This is a genomic window from Aquimarina gracilis, assembly GCF_035285365.1.
Lineage (GTDB): Bacteria > Bacteroidota > Bacteroidia > Flavobacteriales > Flavobacteriaceae > Aquimarina > Aquimarina gracilis.
Genome location: NZ_JAYKLX010000001.1, coordinates 362376 through 384766, shown reverse-complemented (window position 1 = coordinate 384766; position 22391 = coordinate 362376). Strand labels below are relative to the sequence as shown.

At 35.9% G+C, this 22391-nt stretch carries 14 protein-coding genes; 13 read left to right on the top strand and 1 reads right to left on the bottom strand.

Features of this window, described 5'->3' with window-relative positions:
• The first annotated feature begins 45 nt into the window (after positions 1-45).
• From ruvB to U6A24_RS01540, 13 genes are all read left to right on the top strand, one after another.
• The gene (ruvB, locus tag U6A24_RS01600) at positions 46-1068 is read left to right on the top strand and encodes a Holliday junction branch migration DNA helicase RuvB (protein WP_324178185.1); all 1023 of its coding nucleotides are present in this window, start codon (positions 46-48) and stop codon (positions 1066-1068) included.
• Positions 1069-1104: 36 nt separating this feature from the next.
• Positions 1105-2436 (top strand): cytochrome P450, encoded by a 1332-nt coding sequence (locus U6A24_RS01595; RefSeq protein ID WP_324178184.1) that lies wholly within the window; start codon positions 1105-1107, stop codon positions 2434-2436.
• An 8-nt stretch (positions 2437-2444) separates the two neighbouring features.
• On the top strand, positions 2445-3374 hold the full coding sequence (gene queG / locus U6A24_RS01590) for a tRNA epoxyqueuosine(34) reductase QueG (protein ID WP_324178183.1): 930 nt from the start codon (positions 2445-2447) through the stop codon (positions 3372-3374).
• Between the two features lie 205 nt (positions 3375-3579).
• Positions 3580-5298 (top strand): sodium:solute symporter, encoded by a 1719-nt coding sequence (locus U6A24_RS01585; RefSeq protein ID WP_324178182.1) that lies wholly within the window; start codon positions 3580-3582, stop codon positions 5296-5298.
• A 16-nt stretch (positions 5299-5314) separates the two neighbouring features.
• Complete coding sequence (locus tag U6A24_RS01580) at positions 5315-6535, top strand: MFS transporter (protein ID WP_324178181.1); 1221 nt, start codon at positions 5315-5317, stop codon at positions 6533-6535.
• Complete coding sequence (locus U6A24_RS01575) at positions 6525-8375, top strand: trehalase family glycosidase (RefSeq protein WP_324178180.1); 1851 nt, start codon at positions 6525-6527, stop codon at positions 8373-8375. Before U6A24_RS01580 ends, U6A24_RS01575 begins: the two co-directional genes overlap by 11 nt.
• Before the next feature lie 140 nt (positions 8376-8515).
• Positions 8516-10825 (top strand): NADP-dependent malic enzyme, encoded by a 2310-nt coding sequence (locus U6A24_RS01570; protein ID WP_324178179.1) that lies wholly within the window; start codon positions 8516-8518, stop codon positions 10823-10825.
• 125 nt (positions 10826-10950) lie between these two features.
• Entirely contained in the window at positions 10951-11532 is a 582-nt protein-coding gene (ruvA, locus tag U6A24_RS01565) for a Holliday junction branch migration protein RuvA (protein WP_324178178.1), read from the top strand.
• A 5-nt stretch (positions 11533-11537) separates the two neighbouring features.
• Positions 11538-18752 carry a T9SS outer membrane translocon Sov/SprA gene (gene sov / locus U6A24_RS01560; protein WP_456062059.1) on the top strand — a complete coding sequence of 2405 codons (7215 nt, stop codon included), beginning with the start codon at positions 11538-11540 and terminating at the stop codon, positions 18750-18752.
• 129 nt (positions 18753-18881) lie between these two features.
• The gene (gene gcvH / locus U6A24_RS01555) at positions 18882-19262 is read left to right on the top strand and encodes a glycine cleavage system protein GcvH (RefSeq protein WP_324178176.1); all 381 of its coding nucleotides are present in this window, start codon (positions 18882-18884) and stop codon (positions 19260-19262) included.
• A complete protein-coding gene (locus U6A24_RS01550) occupies positions 19234-19656 on the top strand; it encodes a VanZ family protein (protein ID WP_324178175.1) in 423 nt (140 codons plus the stop codon). Before gcvH ends, U6A24_RS01550 begins: the two co-directional genes overlap by 29 nt.
• Before the next feature lie 144 nt (positions 19657-19800).
• Entirely contained in the window at positions 19801-20526 is a 726-nt protein-coding gene (locus tag U6A24_RS01545; RefSeq protein ID WP_324178174.1) for an energy transducer TonB, read from the top strand.
• 108 nt (positions 20527-20634) lie between these two features.
• On the top strand, positions 20635-21378 hold the full coding sequence (locus tag U6A24_RS01540; RefSeq protein ID WP_324178173.1) for an energy transducer TonB: 744 nt from the start codon (positions 20635-20637) through the stop codon (positions 21376-21378).
• Positions 21379-21421: 43 nt separating this feature from the next.
• Here the strand turns inward: U6A24_RS01540 and U6A24_RS01535 are convergent, their stop codons facing one another.
• Positions 21422-22291 carry an MBL fold metallo-hydrolase gene (locus tag U6A24_RS01535; protein WP_324178172.1) on the bottom strand — a complete coding sequence of 290 codons (870 nt, stop codon included), beginning with the start codon at positions 22289-22291 and terminating at the stop codon, positions 21422-21424.
• Between the last annotated feature and the right edge of the window lie 100 nt (positions 22292-22391).

The following is a 22391-nucleotide window of genomic DNA, read 5'->3' as shown; positions in this document are numbered from 1 at the left end:
GTTTTTATTCAGAAGATAGAAGAAAAAACAGCTAGATAGAAAGACATGAACGAAAACCTGGATCCCACAAACGAAAATTTTAGCAATGAGGAGCTTGATATCGAAAGAGCATTAAGACCCCTTGCTTTTGAAGATTTTGCAGGTCAGGATCAAGTGTTAGAAAACCTTCAAATCTTTGTTCAAGCTGCCAATATGAGGAATGATGCATTAGATCATACCTTATTTCATGGTCCCCCAGGTTTAGGTAAAACGACTTTGGCACATATTCTGGCTAATGAATTAGGAGTGGGTATCAAGGTTACATCGGGACCTGTTTTGGATAAACCAGGGGATCTTGCGGGATTGTTAACCAATCTAGAAGATAGGGATGTTCTGTTTATAGATGAAATTCATCGTTTGAGCCCGATTGTCGAGGAATATTTATATTCGGCGATGGAGGATTATAAAATCGATATCATGATAGAAAGTGGTCCAAATGCAAGAACGGTACAAATCAATCTTAATCCGTTTACTCTTGTTGGAGCGACCACACGTTCGGGACTACTTACAGCACCTATGAGAGCTCGATTCGGGATTCAATCCAGGCTTCAATATTACACTACAGAATTACTATCTACCATAGTGCAGCGTAGTGCACATATTTTAAAAGTCCCTATTTCTATGGAAGCTGCCATAGAAATTGCAGGTCGAAGTAGAGGGACACCACGTATTGCCAATGCATTATTACGCAGAGTACGTGATTTTGCCCAAATAAAAGGAAATGGTACAATCGATATAGAGATTTCAAAATTTGCGTTAAAAGCGCTTAATGTAGACGCTCATGGACTGGACGAAATGGATAATAAAATTTTAAGTACGTTAATAGATAAGTTTAAAGGGGGACCTGTAGGTATTACTACCTTGGCAACAGCAGTGAGCGAAAGTGCAGAAACAATAGAAGAAGTGTATGAGCCTTTCTTGATTCAACAAGGGTTTATTATACGAACTCCCAGAGGTAGAGAAGTAACCGAGGCTGCATACAAACACCTGGGACGAATAAAAGGAGGAATTCAAGGTGGACTTTTTTAAAAACACCTATTTTTTAGCTTATGATAGCCCAATAGTATGAGTAATAGTCTCCCAACAGTTTCATTTTTCAAAGTACTTAAGAATGCCAGCAGGATTCTAAAAAACCCTTTACCCTTTCATAATGAGAACTTCGAAAAACATGGGGATATCTTCAGGGTAAATTTGGGATTTGGCAAAAGTGTAATCTTTACTCGTGATGCGGGACTGGCCAAACATACCCTACAAAAAAATCATAGAAATTACCACAAGTCTTCTTTGCAAACCAAAGATTTGGCAAAATACATTGGGGAGGGCTTGTTAACGGCTGATGGTGAAAAATGGTTAAAACAGCGCAGATTAATCCAGCCAGCTTTTCATAAAAAGAAACTTGAGGAAATTATTGGTACTATTTACAGTGTAATTAAAGAAGAATTATCTCAAATTAAACCCAATGAAACCATAGATGTTTTTCCTTTGATGAGTAATTTGGCCTTTAGAGTCGTAGCAAAATCACTATTTAGTTATACAGATACTGGAGACACTATTTCCCGACTTCAACACATTACACAAGAGGCGCAAAAAACCTTGATTAAAGAAATAAGACAGCCTTACAAAAGATGGTGGTTCTATTTAAGTGGAAAAATAGGGAGAACACTAAAGCTTACCCAAGAAGCACGGGCTATTTTGAATGGGATTATTGAAGAACGTAAAAGATCTAAGGCAGAACATCATGATTTACTTGATATGTTGTTAGCGGCAAGATATGAAGACGGTAGCGTGATGAATAATGAGCAACTCATTGATGAAATTTTAATTCTATTTACCGCAGGGCATGAAACGACTTCAAATGCATTAACGTTTACATTAATGCTACTTGCCAAACATCCAGAAATACAAGACAAAGCATATCGTGAAATAATGGTTTTTGACAATAGTGATGTGCAACCTTTAGAGCAAATTGCAAAATTGCAGTATACTAAACAATGTATAGAAGAATCGATGCGACTCTATCCTCCTGCATATTTTTCTGATCGTGTGGCCATAGCCGAAGACACCTTTGGTGATCTTGTTCTTAAAAAGGGAACAATGATTCTTATTTCATTTTTTGAGATACATAAACATAAAGACTTATGGAAAGATCCATATACTTTTAATCCTGATCGATTTGACCCCAAAATTGATAAAAAAGAATATTCGGATTGGTATTTCCCGTTTGGTGCGGGACCAAGAATGTGCATTGGTAATAATTTTGCCATGTACGAAATGATTTTGGTTATAAGCGAATTACTTCGTGACTATGAAGTGTTGCCGCATTTTGATGGCATTGAGGTAAAACCATTAATTACGTTAAAGCCGGCATCTTCTGGGTTAAGATTTAAACCAAGATAATTTGTATTGTGGATTTTAGAACTACATATTCGCAACGTATAAAAACCGAAGCCAAACGACTTGGGTTTTTATCTTGTGGTATTAGCAAAGCCGAATTTCTTGAAGAAGAAGCTCCGCGATTAGAAAAGTGGCTTAATAATCAGATGCATGGCGAGATGAAGTATATGGAGAATCATTTTGATAAGCGTTTGGACCCAACAAAATTGGTCCAAGGTTCAAAAAGTGTAATCTCCCTTTTACTTAATTATTACCCTTCCGAAGGTCAAAAAGATCCTGATGCTCCCAAAATATCCAAATATGCCTATGGCACCGATTATCACTTCGTGATAAAAGATAAATTAAAACAGTTATTACATTTCATTCAAGAGGAAATAGGCGAAGTGCAGGGAAGAGCCTTTGTAGATTCGGCTCCTGTTTTAGATAAAGCCTGGGCGGCAAAAAGTGGACTGGGATGGATTGGAAAAAATAGCAACCTTCTTACTCAACAAGTGGGCTCTTTCTATTTTATTGCCGAACTTATTGTTGATCTTGAACTTGAATACGATACACCCGTAACAGATCATTGTGGTACCTGCACGGCTTGTATTGATGCGTGCCCAACACAGGCTATTGTAGAACCCTATGTAGTAGATGGTAGTAAGTGTATATCGTATTTCACAATTGAACTAAAAGATGAGATTTCCAAGGATTATAAAGGACAATTTGATAATTGGATGTTTGGATGTGATGTGTGTCAGGATGTGTGCCCATGGAATCGTTTTTCGAAACCTCATAATGAGCCATTATTTAACCCAAAACCTGAACTTTTAGAAATGTCAAAGAAAGATTGGGAAGAAATTACCCAAGAAGTGTTTTCTAAAGTTTTTCAGAAATCTGCGGTAAAGAGAACGCAGTTCTCTGGACTTACTCGGAATATTAGATTTTTAAAAGATGATTAACATTTTTGTTGAAAATTTCGCAATACAAACGTTTGTATAATTAATTTTAACGTTTTTGATGAATAAAATTTTATCCATTTTACAAGAATCTTGTATATTCAGTAAATTTTTAACACAAATTAAACAACTTTAGTTTTTAAAGCCTTTCCCCAAACTCTTTTACTTTAGAAACATTTAACTTTGGTTTAGCTTAAATACTTCACACATGAACGAGTTATCGTATATTGACATTACTGTCATCGTAGTTTATTTAATCGGAATTATTATCTACGGAATATCAAAATCAAAAAGAGGGAGTTCAGAGGATTATTTTTTAGGGGGGCGAACAATGACCTGGCCCATTGTAGGGATTGCTTTATTCTCGGCAAATATTTCTAGTTCTACCTTGGTTGGATTGGCATCTGATGCATATCAAACCAATATAAATGTATACAACTACGAATGGTTTGCTGTGGTGGTTTTAATATTTTTCGCCATATTTTTTCTTCCTTTTTATTTAAGATCCGGTGTGTATACGATGCCCGAGTTTTTAGAAAGGCGATACGATAGCAGATCCAGATATTACTTTTCCTTTATTACCGTGGTAGGTAATATTTTGGTAGATACGGCAGCTGGTTTATATGTAGGTAAGATTGTTTTAACATTGCTATTCCCCTCATTAGACTCTACTCTTATTTTGATTATTCTTGCGGTTGCTGCAGCAGCTTATACAATACCAGGAGGGCTTAATTCTGTAATCCAAACAGAAGTTATTCAAGCAATATTATTGATATTAGGTTCCTGTTTACTTACCTATTTTGCCTTTGATCAATTAGGAGGCGGATGGTCTGGTATGATGGCCAAACTGGATGCAATGCTATCTGCCGGCGAAGTTAACTTTGGCGATCGTGCAGCCGAAGGTAAGTACATACCGCAAAACTCTGAAGATGTATTTAGTTTGGTACGCCCAAGTAATGACGAATTTATGCCATGGTGGGGATTATTAACAGGAGTTCCTTTATTAGGGTTTTACTTTTGGGCAAATAACCAATTTATGGTGCAACGGGTATTAGGAGCCAAAGATTTAAATCATGGTCGATGGGGAGCACTTTTTGCCGGACTATTAAAACTACCTGTAATTTTCATTATGGTGGTTCCTGGTGTATTAGCATTACTTTTGTTTAGTACTTTGGATATTTCAGGACTTAACTATGGATTAACCAATGGAGAGGTTTGCAATAATCTTGCCGATTGCCCTAATCTTACCTATCCGGTATTATTATTTCAATTATTACCAGTTGGGGTATTGGGTCTTGTAGTTGCTGGATTAATGGCGGCGATGATGTCATCTGTATCTGCAACGTTCAACTCGGCTTCAACCTTGGTTACTATGGATTTTGTGAGACAATTAAGACCAGATTTAACAAGTAAGCAATTGGTTCGAGTTGGTCAAATTACTACAATTATTTTGGTAGTTTTAGCAATTTCGTGGGTTCCTTTTATAGAAAGTGTAAGTGATTCTCTTTGGACCTATCTACAATTAGTAATTGCATATACTTGTCCGCCAGCAGTATCTACTTTCATCTTAGGGTTATTTTGGAAACGCGCTAACGGTACAGGTTCTATTGTAAGTTTACTAACCGGGTTTTCTCTGGCTATTTTAATGATTCTTTCGCAGACTTTTGATTGGGTGCCCGAAGTTAATGAACTTCATTTTTTGGCCAAAGCGACATGGTTGTTTGTAATCTGTGTAATCCTGCATATTGTAGTTAGTTTGTCTACCAAACCCCAATCAGAACAGCAAATCAAGGAATATACCTATAAAAGAGAGATGTTTGCAGAAGAATCAAAAGATCTTACGGGGTTACCTTGGTATAAAAATTATAGAACATTATCAGTCATTCTGTTGATTGTAACCGCTGTTGTGGTTGGATTCTTTTGGTAACAAAAAAATTGAATGGATGAAGAATCTTGGGGTAAAAATATCCTTATATCTTAATTATTTTGTTTTCGCTATTCTACTTAATAGTGTTGGAATAGTGATTTTAAAATCACAAAACAATTATGGCGTAGACGAGGTGCAGGCCAGTGCTTTAGAAGCTTTCAAAGATTTGCCAATCGCCATCGTTTCATTTTTTATAGCCTCGTTCCTTCCTAGATTAGGGTATAAAAAAGCGATGTTGATTGGTTTGGGACTTGTTTCAGTGGCATGTATGTCGATGTATTTTGGTAATTCTTTTGCCTCGGCAAAAATATTATTTGCCACAGTGGGGGTTTCCTTTGCATTGATCAAGGTTTCAGTATATTCCATGATTGGTATGGTTACTTCTGGTGAAAAAGAACATAATAGCCTTATGAGTTCTATCGAAGGTGTGTTTATGATCGGAATCGCTTTGGCATATTTTTTATTTCCCGCATTTAATTTTGAAAGAGAACCGGATTCTTGGCTTAATGTATATTGGCTTTTGGCTGGAATGTCTATAGCATCGTTTTTATTTTTATTTTTTACAAAATTTGAAAAAGAACCCGAAATTCCGGGGACAGACCTGAAAGATGACTTTGCTCAGATGTTTCGATTGCTAACAAAACTTTTGATTATCGTATTTGTGATTAGCGCATTTTTGTTTGTGATGATAGAGCAAGGAATTATGACCTGGCTACCATCTTTCAACGATAAGGTTTTGCAACTTCCTGAAAATATAAGCATTATGATGGCTAGTATACTAGCAATTTGTCTTGCAATAGGAAGGATATCTGCAGGGGTAATCACTCAAAAAGTTAATTGGATCTGGGTGCTTTCTATATGTACAATTTTGGCCATGATGATGGTAGTTTTTATTCTTCCCAAAACTGTAAACGTTCAGGTGGGAGAGATTAATGGCATTAGTGATATACCCCTTATTGGTTTTGCTTTTCCAATTGTAGGGTTGTTTATAGCTCCTATTTATCCGTTGTTAAATTCTGTAGTATTAAGTGCGCTTCCCGAAAAATTACATAGCCCAATGACAGGTCTTATTGTAGTTTTTTCTGCTCTTGGTGGTACTTTGGGGTCAAGAATTATTGGTTGGCTATTCAAAAATCAGGGGCCAGAGAATGCGTTTTATTATACCTTAATTCCTATGGGTCTGCTCTTAATTTCGTATTTTATTCTCAAAAAGATGACAACCAAAAATGCGTTTTAAACTTCACATAGCAGACACATTAAAATTACTCCTGGAACAAGAGGATACCGATGCCGATAAAAAAATTACAATCGAAGATAAAGGTCCCAAAAGATTTGTCATTATTTCTGTTGAAGGAGAATCATATGAAGTAAAGGGGACATATCATCTCAGTAATCTTCTTCAAGAACTTGCTTTGGAGCAAAAGTTAAACAAGGTTGTTGCAGAAATTCGATTAGAAAAAATAGAGGAGTTACCATCACAGAGGATTTCAAGAATGATAAAAGAATATTTTTGGGATGATCTTACCAGAACGATTGATAAAGAGGGATTGAATAAAATTCTTAATGACGAAAAAGCAAACGATTCAACACAAAGAATCTATATTCCTGAAGAAGATGTAGTAGGGCAAAATTATTATCGGTTACTTCTTAAGAAGATGCCTAATCTTAATATTGAAATTCTTCCAAAAGAGATTGCCCCTAAGTATGTAAAATCTATTAATAGTAAACCGGGACTTCTTGCACTTGCACTTAAAAACGAAAAAGGAGTTCCCTTTGTAGTTCCCGGAGGTCGTTTTAATGAAATGTATGGTTGGGATAGTTATTTTGAATCGGTTGGATTGTTAATAGATAATCGGTTGGATTTGGCCATGGCCATGGCAGATAATTTTGCGTATCAAATCAGGTATTATGGTAAAATCCTTAATGCAAATCGAAGTTATTATCTTACCAGAACACAACCGCCTTTTTTTAGTTCCTTGCTTAAGGAGATTTATCTTAAAAACTCTGATGTTTCAAAAAATTGGCTTTCAGAGAACCTAAAGATGGTGATCAAAGAATATGAAACCGTTTGGATGCAAAATGGAATTCGGCTAACCGGTACAGGGTTAAGTCGTTTTTATGGAGAAGGAATCGGAATTCCACCCGAAACTGAAGAAGGGCATTTTGATTTTGAACTTAACAAATATGCAAAAAAACATAAGCTAGATTTAAATGAATTTGTCGATAAGTATAAAAATGGAGAATTGGTTGATGAAGAACTAGATCATTATTTTACTCATGATCGATCTTTAAGAGAGAGTGGACATGATACCTCTAATCGCCTGGATGATATATGTGCAGATTTGAACACAGTCGGACTCAATAGTTTGTTATATAAATACGAAGTAGATATTGCTTTTTTAATTAAAGAGATATTTGATAATAATTTTGAAGGTCACGATGCAAAGTTTTGGTTAACTAAGGCTACAAAAAGAAAAGATCTAATGAATGATTTGATGTGGGATGATGAGGCAGGAGGGTATTACGACTATAATTTTGTAACCCAAAAACAACAAAAAACAGAAGCTGCTACAAATCATTACCCGCTATGGGCTGGAATTTGCTCAGATGAGCAGGCAAAGAGAATGGTAAAAAATCTGTTTGAAAATCTTGTTGAAAAAGGTGGAGTGGCAGGGACTAGCGATATTTCAGATAAAACCAATGCTAATGCACCACAACGTCAATGGGATTACCCAAATGGTTGGGCACCGCACCAAATGCTTATTTGGAGAGGTTTACAGAGGTATGGATACGAAAAAGAAACTCAAGAACTAGTTTATCGATGGTTATGGATGATCACCAAAAACGCAGTAAACTATAATGGAACCATCCCCGAAAAATATGATGTGGTAAAATGCACACACAAAGTATATGCAGAGTATGGTAATGTAGGAACTGAGTTTGATTACATTACTTCAAGTGGATTTGGATGGATGAATGCTTCCTATCAATTAGGATTAAACTTTTTAACAGAGGATTTAAGAGGTAAACTTGATCAATTGGTTGATCCTGATCATATTTTTAGAATTAAAGCCTAATAATTGTCATATTGTCAATATAACTCTTAAAAAACCACATACTTTTTGGTTATGTTGATTTTTCTAAAGATTAGCAGTTATTAATTTCCGCATCTCCCATAGACTTGTAACTTTGTATTGCACATTTATCTTGATTTAGTATGAGTATTGAAAGTAAAAGAAGAGAAGCTTTAGTATATCACGCAAAGCCTACCCCAGGAAAAATCAAAGTGGTTCCCACCAAAAAATATGCAACTCAAAGAGATCTATCTTTGGCATACTCTCCTGGTGTTGCAGAGCCTTGTTTAGAAATAGAGAAAGAAAAATCAAATGTATATAGATATACGGCAAAAGGTAATCTTGTAGCCGTAATTTCAAATGGAACTGCCGTTTTGGGGCTTGGAGATATTGGCCCCGAAGCATCAAAACCAGTTATGGAAGGAAAAGGTCTGCTTTTTAAGATTTTTGCCGACATAGATGTTTTCGATATTGAAGTAGATACCAAAGATGTGGATGCGTTTATCGAAACGGTAAAAAATATAGCGCCAACATTTGGAGGTATAAATCTTGAAGATATTAAAGCACCAGAAGCTTTCGAGATCGAAAGACGATTAAAAGAAGAGCTTGATATCCCTGTAATGCACGATGATCAGCATGGTACAGCCATTATTTCTGCAGCAGCATTGTTAAATGCTCTAGAAATAGCAGATAAGAAAATTGAAGATGTAAAAATCGTAGTAAGCGGTGCTGGAGCCGCGGCTGTTTCTTGTACAAGACTTTACAAGGCTTTCGGAGCTAAGGCTGAAAATATTGTCATGACCGATAGCAAGGGTGTAATTAGAAAAGATCGCGATAATCTTACTAAAGAAAAAGCAGAGTTTGCCACCGATCGAGACTTGAATGACTTAGATGATGCAATGAAGGATGCCGATGTATTTATTGGTTTGTCAATGGCAAATCTGGTTACTCCAGAAATGCTTATGTCCATGACAGACACCCCTATTGTATTTGCAATGGCGAATCCAGATCCAGAAATTAGTTATGACCTAGCTATAAAAACTCGTGATGATGTGATTATGGCAACAGGAAGAAGTGATCATCCTAATCAAGTAAATAATGTTTTAGGTTTTCCATTTATTTTCAGGGGAGCAATGGACGTAAGAGCAACAGGGATTAACGAAGAAATGAAAATGGCAGCGGTTAAAGCCCTTGCCGAGCTTGCCAAAGAGCCAGTGCCCGAGCAAGTTAATATCGCTTATGGAGAAACACGTCTTAACTTTGGTCGTGATTACATTATTCCCAAGCCTTTTGATCCTAGGTTAATAGCAAAAGTACCTCCTGCCGTGGCCAAAGCGGCTATGGAAAGCGGAATTGCTACCGAACCCATAACAGATTGGGAAAAATATGAAGATGAATTGTTAGAGAGAATGGGCAATGATAATAAGTTGGTAAGACTTATGCTTGATAGGGCTCGTACAAACCCCAAAAGAGTTGTATTTGCTGAAGGCGATCATCTTGATGTATTGAAAGCTGCTCAAACTGTTAAAGAAGAAGGTATCGCTATTCCAATTTTATTGGGAAGAAAAGATGTAATCCTGGAGCTAATGAAAGAGATAGATTTTGATCCTGAAGGAATTGAAATCATTGATCCAAAAGCTGATGAAGAACGCGAAAGGAAAAATAAATACGCCGAAAAATACTGGAAAAATAACAAAAGAGGCGGGATTACCTTATACGATGCCAAACGTTTATTAAGAGAACGTAATTACTTTGCAGCCATGATGGTTAATGAAGGGGACGCTGATGCATTGTTGTCTGGATATTCACGAAGTTATCCTACTGTGGTTAAACCAATGTTGGACCTTATAGGATTGGCCAAAGGAGCAACGCGTATCGCCACTATGAATGTAATGATGACCGATAGAGGACCGTTATTTATTAGTGATACTTCCATTAATATAGATCCATCTTCGAAAGAGTTGGCCAAAATTGCACAAATGACCGCAAGAACCGTAGAAATGTTTGGTATTAAACCTGTGGTTGCAATGGTGTCATATGCAAATTTTGGATCGTCCAAGCATCCCAATGCTACCAAAGTGCAAGATGCTGTTGCCTATTTGCATCGATATTATCCTAATTTAATAGTTGATGGAGAGTTACAAATGAACTTTGCTTTAAATAGAAAGTTACGAAAAGACAAATTCCCTTTTTCAAAACTTAATGGTCAAAAAGTTAATACGCTGGTATTTCCAAATCTAGATTCTGCCAATAGTAATTATAAATTACTTAGCGAATTGAACAATGCCGAATCTATTGGGCCCATTATGATGGGAATGGCTAAGCCGGTTCATATCCTTCAGTTGGGAGCCAGTGTTGAAGAAATGATCAATATGGCTGCTGTCGCAGTAATCGACGCGCAAGAGAAAGAAAAGAGAGATTTACATTTGTCACTAATCTCTAAAAACATTTAAGATTTATAAATAACATAAACCAAGTTTAATACCCTTTAAAGTAATCATTTTTAAAGGGTATGTTTTTATACTTTTTTGTAGGATAATTTTATTACATTTGACTCCTTAACACATCAACTTAATTAATGATCACTCATATCAAAGGGAGGCTTGTTGAAAAAAATCCTACCGATGTTGTAATAGATTGTGGAGGCGTAGGGTATATACTACATATTTCACTACATACATTTTCATTACTTCCCGAAGGGGAGAGTATAAAATTATTTACTCATCTGCAGGTAAAAGAAGATTCTCATACGTTGTTTGGTTTTGCCGAAAAATCTGAAAGAGAAATCTTCAGACTTCTTATTTCTGTATCAGGTATTGGAGCAAGTACTGCAAGAACCATGTTGTCATCATTACACCCCGACCAAATCAAAGATGCCATCGCTTCCAATGATGTTGCAACTATTCAATCTATCAAAGGTATTGGTGCCAAAACAGCGCAACGTGTTATTATAGACTTAAAAGATAAGATTCTTAAAGTTTATGATATTGATGAAGTTTCTGTGTCACAAAGCAATACTAATAAAGATGAAGCGTTATCAGCATTAGAAACTCTTGGATTTAACAGAAAATTGGCAGAAAAAGCTATAGACCGAGTTTTAAAAATCACCCCCAAAGAAACAGTTGAAAATATTATTAAACAAGCACTAAAAAATTTATAAAAACATTGAGTTCTTCAAATTACTTACATTTCAATTTTTTTAGAATAGTAGTATGTTTGATAACACTTTATAGTGGGGTGTTGCATAGTCAAGAAAACGAAACGGTTCGTGATTCTACGAGTACTACATTTTCATGGGGTGAAATCTCTTTACCCGACCCCAATAGTATAGTTACAAAATATGAGTACGACCCCATTACCAATCGATATATTTATCGTGAAATGTTGGGTGATTTCAATGTGAAATATCCTTTGTTTTTAACACCAAAGGAGTATGAAGCTCTAGTCGAAGAAGAACAAAGAAGAGCCTATTTTAAAGAAAAAATAGAAGCTTTTAGTGGAAAAACGGACGGAAGCGAAGAAAAAAGAAAGAATTTACTTCCGATCTTTTATGTCAATTCAGGATTTTTTGAATCTGTTTTTGGAGGCAATGAGATTGAGATTATCCCACAGGGATCTGTAGAAATGGATCTGGGGCTATTATTTACCAAACAAGATAATCCTGCATTTTCACCCCGTAACCGTAGTAACTTTACTTTTGATTTTGATCAAAGAATAAGCCTTAGTCTTTTAGGTAAAATAGGAACTCGATTACAAATAACCGCAAACTACGATACAGAATCTACTTTTGATTTTCAGAATCAATTAAAACTAGAGTATACACCTACAGAGGATGATATCATCCAAAGTATAGAAGTTGGTAATGTTACAATGCCTCTTAATAGTGCATTAATCCAAGGGGCACAAAGTCTTTTTGGAGTTAAACTTGGACTGCAATTTGGTAGAACCACTATTACTGGGGTGTTTTCCGAACAACGTTCTGAAACCAGATCTGTAAATGTTCAAGGAGGAGGTACTGTAGAGGATTTTGAGCTTTTTGCGTTGGATTATGATGAGAATCGACATTTCTTCCTTTCTCATTTTTTTAGAGATAACTATGATAGATCTTTGGCGCGCTACCCTTTCATCAATAATAACATTCAGATTACAAGAATAGAAGTATGGGTAACCAATAGAGCAACAAGCGCACAAACACTTACCAATGCGCGTAATATTGTTGCGCTTCAGGATTTGGGAGAACCTAATGTAGCTGGTAATATTACAATTCCTCCAGGGCTATTTAATCCTGGGGCAGGATCTTTTCCAGACAATAGTAATAATGACCTTGACCCTTCTGCAATTAGTCCAGCGGGACCGGTTACAGAGGCCGTGCGACAAATTTCTACCGTTCAACAGGGGTTTGTTGGCCCTATATCTGGTTTTAACGAAGGGTTTGATTATGCGATTTTAGAAAATGCAAGAAAACTTAACCCTAGCGAATATACTTTAAATACCCAGTTGGGGTATATTTCATTAAATCAACGATTAAATAATGATGAGGTTTTGGCTGTAGCATATCAATATACAGCCGGGGGAAGAGTTTTTCAAGTTGGTGAATTTGCAAATGATGGCGTCGATGCTACCGTTGGGGATGTTACTGGTGGGGATACGACCGGTGACGATACAGAAATCGGTTCCAGCCAGAGTTTGGTAGTAAAAATGTTGAAGAGTCCTATTATTAATGTTACCCTTCCAATATGGGACCTGATGATGAAGAACATTTATAGCACGGGAGCATTTAGACTTGAGCAAAATGATTTTAGATTAAATATTTTATATTCTAATCCTTCACCGGTAAATTATATTACTGCGGCCGAAGGTTCTTCAGTGCCCTTGCCTGATGATGTAGATCAAAATACGTTGTTGCGGGTATTTAATATGGATCGTCTTAATCCAAACAATGACCCTGTTGATGGTGGAGATGGTTTTTTTGATTACGTACCAGGAATCACTGTTGATACAGAAAATGGCCGAATTATATTTAGTACCGTAGAACCCTTTGGTGAACACCTATTTAACAAATTGAATAATGGACCAGTAGGAGCAAGTTATACCAATGAGGATTCGTATAACCCTAATCAGGCAGAATATGTATTTCGAGATCTTTATACCCAAACCAAAGTTATTGCAGAACAACGATCGGCAGATAAAAATTATTTTCAGTTAAAAGGACGTTATAAATCTTCGGGGCAAGATGGGATTCCTTTAGGAGCATTTAATGTGCCTCAAGGTTCGGTTACAGTAACGGCTGGTGGAAGAGTTTTGCAAGAAGGAGTCGATTATACTGTAAATTATCAACTGGGAAGAGTAACTATTTTGGACGAAGCTTTGCTTGCTTCCAATACGCCAATTCAGGTATCGACTGAAAATAATGCAGTTTTTGGCCAACAAACCAAGCGTTTTACAGGATTAAATATTGAGCATAAGTTTAGTGACGACTTTATAGTAGGGGGAACCTTTCTTAATCTAAATGAAAGGCCTATTACTCAAAAATCTAGTTATGATTTTGAGCCTATTAATAATACCATTTTAGGTCTCAATTTGAGCTATTCTACCGAGGTTCCTTTCTTGACCAGAATGGTAAATAAATTACCAAATATTGATACCGATGTCCCTTCAAATGTCTCTCTAAGGGCAGAAGGAGCATATCTCATAGCGGGAGCACCAAAAGGAGCAGATTTTGATGGTAAAGTTACAACGTATATAGACGATTTTGAAGGTGCTCAAACCAGAATTGATGTTTCGTCACCTTTGTCGTGGGAGCTTTCGAGTGTGCCGATAGGCTTTGGAAACCCTGACAATACAAGCCAGACTATAGTGGATGGAATACAGTCAGGTTATAAAAGGGCAAAACTGTCTTGGTATTCTATTGATCCAATTTTTTATAGTAACAGTAGACCAAGTGGTATTACAGATGAGAGCCTGGCTTCAAACAGAACCAGAAGGGTATTTATTGATGAAATTTTTCCCGAAACAGACATTGCTCAAGGACAATCTTTGGCACTATTTACTTTGGATTTAAGTTATGAGCCCAATGAAAGGGGGCAATATAATTTTAACCCAGATTATGCTCCAGGGAGTAATCCTGCAGATCGACCCGATCCAAGAAATAATTTCGCAGGGATTACAAGGCAATTAACCTCTACTAATTTTGAGCAATCCAATGTAGAATTTATAGAGTTTTGGTTGTTGGACCCATTCGAGTTTGATGATGTTGATAATCCTGGGGGTAAAATAGTTTTTAACTTAGGTAATATAAGCGAGGATGTTTTAAAAGATGGAAGAAAACAATATGAAAATGGATTACCATCTACGAATCAGGATGCAAATACTTTTGAAACCGATTATGGTACTGTTCCCACAAATCAATCATTAATTTATGCATTTGATACTGATGGTCAGGATAGGACAGATCAGGATGTGGGCTTTGATGGTTTGAACGATTTACAGGAACAACAAAAGGAAGAATACGGTGCATTTCGTTCTTTGGATGATCCATCTGGTGATAATTATACGTATTTTTTACAAGCTCCAGGAAGTGATATTGTAGAGCGATATAGAAACTATAATGGAACGCAGGGAAATTCTCCCACAGATGTTACCAATGACGATCGAGGAAATACAACCTTCCCTACTGCCGAAGATGTAAATAGAGATAATACCATGAATACCATAAATAGTTATTTTGAATACGAAATACCTATTTTTAGAGGTATGGATGTTGGGAATGATGGAGGTACAGGATATATATCTGATGTTACTCCTCCTGGATTTACTGTACGGGTTTCAGGAAGAGATATTCCTGTTAGATGGGTGCGATTTAAAATTCCAATTTATGAGCCAACAAATCAATTTAATGTTAGCGATTTTAGATCCATCCGTTTTATGAGAATGTACCTAACAGGATTTTCCCAGCCAACATTATTGCGATTTGGGAATCTGGATTTAGTACGTGGTGATTATAGAAGGTACATTCAATTAGGAAATACATCCAACGATCCAACTAGTGGTTTAAATGTTTTTGGAGAAAATGAGGTTATCGTTACTTCTGTAAGTGAAGAAGAAACACCAAATTATGTGACTCCGCCCGGAGTAGTAAGAGAGCAGTTAAATAACAACAACAATATTATAAGAGAAGATGAACGATCACTTGCGCTAACGGTAACTAATCTTCAGTCTAATGCAACCACAAGCGATGCTCGCGGTGTGTATAAGAATTTCAATGTTGATATGCGGCAGTATGAGAATCTCGAAATGTTCTTGCATGCAGAGTCTGTTCCTAATCAACCTGAACTACAAGATGGTGATCTCAGGGCGTTTATTAGAATGGGTAATGATTTTACCAATAACTTCTATCAAATAGAATTGCCATTGGTAGTCTCCGATAGGAGTGATACATCTGAAAATGATGTTTGGCCAGAAGCAAACCGATTGAACGTTCCTTTAGAATTTCTTCAAGAGGTAAAGTCAAATATTATTGCTGGCGGAGGTGCGTTCAATGCTGCTGATCTTAACTTCTTTGATGGGCCAAATAATATAAGGGTTGGTATAAAAGGAAACCCTAGCTTGGGAGATGTAAGAGTAATGATGGTAGGGATTAAAAATGATAGCGGTACAGATCAATCAGGTACTGTTTGGTTTAATGAAATGCGCCTAAGCGACCTTAAAAATCAAGGCGGATGGGCCGCCGTGGCGAATATGGATGCCAATATTGCTGATTTTGCCAATGTAAGTGCCTCTGGTAGGATTACTACTATAGGTTTTGGAGGTGTTGAACAAGGGCCAAATGAAAGAAGCCTAGAAGATCATCGACAATATGATTTAACTACAAATGTTAACTTGGGACAACTTTTACCAAAAAAATGGGGTGTACAAATTCCATTTAACTATAGTAGAGGTGAAGAGTTGATAACACCGCAGTATGATCCAGAGTTTCAGGATTTAGAACTTCAAGATCTGTTGGATGCGGCGCCAAATGCCGAAGAGCGAGAACGCAGAGAACGTCAATCTACCGATTATACAAAAAGACAAAGTTTTAATGTTATAGGGTTGCGAAAAGAAAGAACTGGAGATGCAAAACCTATGCCTTATGACGTAGAAAATTTTACTTTTTCGGGAACCTATAATCAAACAGATCATAGAGATTTTGAAATCGAAAAGTCTTTAGATCAAACGGTAAGATTAGGAGGGACCTATGATTTTACCTTTCAACCAAAAGAGGTAGAACCATTTAAAAAAGTTAAACTACTCGGTAAAAGTAAATATTTTGACCTGCTTAAAGACTTTAACTTTAATTTATTGCCAACAAGTATATCTGTAAATTCAAATATTAATAGGCAATATAACGAACAAGTATTCAGGGATATTACTTTGGCAAATTTGGGCACAGATAATATTGAGTTACCAACGCTATATCAACGTAATTTCCTTTTTGATTGGCAATTTGGTATTAATTATAACCTCACAAAATCATTGAATTTCAATTTTACTTCTGCAAATAACCGTATTGTAAAGAATTTTATTGATGAAAATAATGTTGTGGACAATACTATAGATATCTGGAGCGGCTTTTTTGATATAGGTGATCCTAATGCCCACAATCAACAGTTACAGGTGAATTATGAAATACCTTTCAAAAAAGTGCCTTTATTTAAGTTTATGCGTGCAACGTATTCTTACAATGCAGATTTTCAGTGGGTAAAAGGAAGTGAAGCTTTAAAAACTCTTGAAGATATCCCGGATTTGGGAAATACAGTTCAAAATGCAAACGTACATACTTTAAATGGTTCCTTGGATATGAATACTTTGTATAAGTATGTGGGCTTGACCAAAATAAAACCGGGAAGAAAGAAAGCTAAAAAAGAAAAAGACTCAAAAGATAAAAAAGAGAAAGAAGAAGAAGGAAAATCTGGAGAAACCAAGAGAACTTCAAAAGCTACCGCCAATAAGAGAATAAAAAGTAAATTGAGTGTTGGGCAAAAAGCATACAATACCCTTGTTGGATTGGTGACCGCAGTCAAAAAGGTAAATGTAAACTATCAACAGGATAATGGTATCTTTTTGCCAGGATATACTCGAGAACCTGGTTTCGTAGGGACTTTAAAACCTACAACCGGATTTACGTTTGGAAGCCAATCTGAGATTAGGGATTTGGCAGCGCGTAACGGATGGCTTACATTGTACCAAGAATTTAATGAACAATATAGAGAGGTTGAAGGAAGACAATTTAATGTTCAGGCTTCTTTAGGATTGTTAAAAGATTTGAAAATAGATATCAGTGCAAACCGTAACTATTCTGAAACATATACAGAGAACTATAGAGTTAACCTGGATACCGATGGTAATATCGATGTAGATAATCCTTATTCATCTCTTACTCCCAATGTTTTTGGTAATTTTACAATTTCGGCATTACTTATTAATACAGCATTCAAGAAGAGTGATGAGTTTAGTTCTGAGGCATTTGATAAATTCAAAGAAAACAGACTAATAGTAGCCAGACGTCTGGCTATAGACAGGGGTAACGATCCAAATGATGTGGGTGAAGATGGTTTTCCTATAGGTTATGGGAGAACAAACCAGGCAGTGCTGTTACCAGCATTTTTGGCAGCATACACCGGGACAAGCGCAGAAAGTGTGCAGAAAGGCGCATTAAGGGATGTTCCTATGCCTAATTGGGATATAAAATATACTGGATTAATGAATCTAAAGTGGTTCAAAAAACGTTTTAAACGATTCTCTGTTGCACATGGTTATCGAGCAAATTATACGATTAATCAGTTTCAAACTAATCTTGAGTTTAATAATAGTGAGTTTGATGAAGGAGGCAATTACCGAAATCCAATATTATATTCAAATATTAACCTTACCGAGCAATTTAGTCCATTGGTTAGGTTTGATATGGAAATGAAGAATTCGATTAAGATTCTTGCAGAATGGAAAAAAGACAGGGCACTTTCATTAAGCTTTGATAATAATCTACTTACGGAAATACAAGGAAATGAGTATATCATAGGTCTAGGATACAGACTTAAAGGATTGACCTTTGCTACTCGAATAGGAGGAAGGAAACAAGTATTAAAAAGTGATCTTAATCTTAGGGCCGATATCTCATTACGTCAAAACGAAACACTAATTAGATATCTTGATCTGGATAATACACAGGTAACCGCCGGACAGGATATTTATGGTATAAAATTCACTGCAGACTATGCACTTAGTAAAAACCTAACGGCATTGTTCTTCTATGATCATACGTTTTCTGAGTACTCTATTTCTACCGCATTTCCTCAAACAACTATTCGAGGAGGGTTTACATTACGCTATAACTTCGGGAATTAAGGATTTTTAGATAATAGATTAAGAAAGGTTATTGACAATAGTTTTTTGATAATTTTTTTATCGGTTTTCTTAAAATCTAACAAAATAGAATTATTTTCGTCGGGAGATTAATTTAAATACTTTTTTCGAATGAATATTCCTTCCGAATTAAAATATACAAAAGATCACGAGTGGATCAAAATTGATGGCGATATTGCTACAGTAGGTATAACCGATTTTGCCCAAGGCGAATTAGGAGATATTGTATATGTAGAAGTAGAAACTGTAGGAGAAGAACTTGAACAAGAAGAAGTTTTTGGGACAGTAGAGGCCGTAAAAACTGTTTCAGATCTATTTCTTCCATTAACCGGAGAAATTGTAGAGTTTAATGAAAACTTGGAAAGCGATCCAGAATTGGTAAATAGCGATCCCTATGGAGAAGGATGGATGGTAAAAATAAAAATATCAGATGCATCCCAAATAGAAGGCTTATTATCTGCAGATGGTTATAAAGAAGTTATTGGGGCATAAAATACTTTTGGCCCTACTTATTGTGTATATCATTACTATTACATGGGCCTCATTGGCCAAATTCATAGTGCCACTAAGTATTAATATGCAAGGAGGTGATAAAATAGGGCACTTTGTGGCTTACTTCATATTTACATTAGTTTTGTTTTCGTTTTTGTTTTTTTCAGAAAGGAGAAACGAAAATTTTAGGCAGAGCCTTATTCGATCTTCGATAATTTGTTTTTTTTATGGAGGATTAATGGAATTATTGCAAATGCTCCTTACAAATTATAGAAGTCCAGAGTGGAATGATATGTTGGCCAATACAAGCGGTATAATTTTTGCTGCAATTATATTGAAACTGTTTGAAAATAAACTGATTGTGTTTAATAAGGAAAAGAAGCCTGTTACTTGAGCAAAAACACTTTAATAGTATTTTGCTTCAATTCACCCGCGAGATAAAAGTTAAAAAACTAATTTTTTGTTTTACATTTTTATCTTTAATTGGAAATTACAAAAGAAATTAGCTATTTTAGCAATCCTATAACGTAATATAATTATGGAACCGAAGAAAAATCCTAAAGCAGATTTAAGCAGAAGAAGTACACTGTTCCTTCAATTGGGACTTATCCTTGTACTTTTTATAACATGGCGAGGTATAGAGTGGAAGACCTATGATAGAAGTAATATAGATATTGGTCAGGTAAACCTTGATGAATTAGAAGAAGAGGATGTGCCTATTACTCAAAATCTTAATACACCACCTCCGCCACCGCCTCCGCCACCTGCTCCGGAAATTATTGACGTAGTAGAAGATGAAGAAGAGGTTGAAGAAACGATAATCGAATCTACGGAAACAAACCAGGAAGAAGAAATCGTTGAAGTAGAAGAAGTAGAAGATGTTGAAGAAGAAGAAGAGATTGCAGATGTTCCATTTGCGGTAATCGAGAATGTGCCAATCTTCCCTGGTTGTGAAGGTGCAGGAAATAATGCTGCAAAGAAGAAATGTATGAGTGATAAGGTTAAGAAATTTGTTAACCGTAAGTTTAATACAGAACTTGGTAATGAGTTAGGTCTGTCTGGTGTAAACAGAATCTATGTAAGATTTAAAATTGACCGAAGTGGTAATATTGTAGGTGTTCAGGCCAGAGGGCCGCACCCAAGATTAGAGAAAGAAGCTCAAAGAGTGGTAAAAATGTTACCAAAGATGACTCCAGGAAAACAAAGAGGAAAAGCAGTTGGTGTACTGTATTCTTTACCAATCGTTTTCCAGGTACAGGACTAAAAAAAATATCCTTTAAAATATCAGAATCCCGTCACATTTATGTAGACGGGATTCTTTTTTGGTATGCTTGTTGATTCAGTATTAATTGTAACGTTAAAACTAAATATTATGAGTAACAAGCATGATGCTAATGTACGAAAAAGTACATTGGTGAACTTTCAGATTGGACTTGTAGCAAGTCTTTTATTTACTTATGTGATGTTCGAGGTGTATACTGCCGTGCCTATTGTAAATCAACCCCCGCCAAAAGAGGTCGATGATAGCGATACCTATGTTTGGGATGGTAGATTTGTAGAGTACAAAGAACCCGAACAAAAGACAGTAGCGGCAAAAAAACCGACACCCGTAGTGGATCCTCAGGATTTTGATATTGTTGATAATGATACTGCAATTAAGGATGAGGATAGGATATTTAAGAATGAACCAGCAGAATCTAACCCAATTGAACCAGGTGTATTACCAGACGATCCAGATGATAATAACGAGCCAATTGTGTATCCTTTTACCAAAATTGAATGGGTTCCCATTTTTCCGGGATGTGAAAAATTGAAAACCAATGCCGAAAGAGCTGCGTGCTTTTCAGAAAAAATTCGAAAAATTGTATCAAGAAAGTTTAATACAGACCTTGGAGAACGATATGGGTTAACAGGTTTGCAAAGAATCTATACACAATTCGATGTAGATCCAAGTGGGTTGATTACAAATATTCAAATAAGGGCTCCACACCCGAAATTAGAAAAAGAAGCAAAAAGGGTTATAGAGTTGTTTCCTCAAATGACCCCTGGAAAACAGCGAGACACGCCGGTAACGGTGAAATATCAATTACCAATTGTGTTTAAAATACAAAACTGAAAATGGATAAAACCCTGTTATCATAAATAGCAGGGTTTTGTTTTTATCTGGTGAGACTTTGATAAATAGTTTTCCTTATTTTTTCAGAATTGATGTAACCACTCCCGTAGCCCTTTACGTCATAATTTGCAGTAATTACAGTATTTTTGGTAACGTCATCTTCAGATTTACCAGCATCAATTTCCTTTTGAATTGTATCTGTAATGTTTTTTAGCATTGCTAAAAATGATTCAAGATCTTTTTTTGTTGCCAATTTTCCATGTCCGGGGATGATTTTTGTATCATCATTTACTATCATTAAAGCTTTTTCTGAGGCTTTTATGTATCCTTTAATACTTCCTCCTGATTTAAGATCTATATAGGGATAACGTCCATTAAAAAAGGTGTCACCCATGTGTAGCACGTTTCCTTTTGCGAAATAAATCAATGCGTCACCATCGGTATGTGCATTATGAACATGAAATGCTTTTATATGTTCTTTTTCAAAATAAAGTTGTAGGCCTTTATCAAAAGTAATTACAGGTAAAGATTTGTAAATGATATTTCCCTTTTCTTGCTGCCTTTTTTTCATTCTGGATCGTACATTTTTTTGTGCAAAAATGGTAGCGCCTTGATTAGCCATGTTTTCATTACCTCCTGTATGATCTCCATGAAAATGAGTATTAATTACCATGGTAATAGGTTGATTGCTTATAGTTTTTAATTTCGAAAGTATTTTACTAGATAGCCTGGCAAATTGATCATCTATAATAAAAAGTCCTTTTTCATTTTTAAAAACTCCTATATTGCCTCCTTGCCCGGTAAGCATATAAATGTTTTCTGATAGTGTATCGATTTTGATAACAACTTCCTTTTTTTGTGCATTAATTGATGTCCAAGTAATTAATAACCCCGCTATTAATAATTTTTTCATGAGTATATGCTTTAAAGAAGTTATGTCGAAATGAAAGTACAAAAATTACCATTGGGACTTGGATAAGTTTCAAAGTTCTTTTGTGTAATAATTGATACTC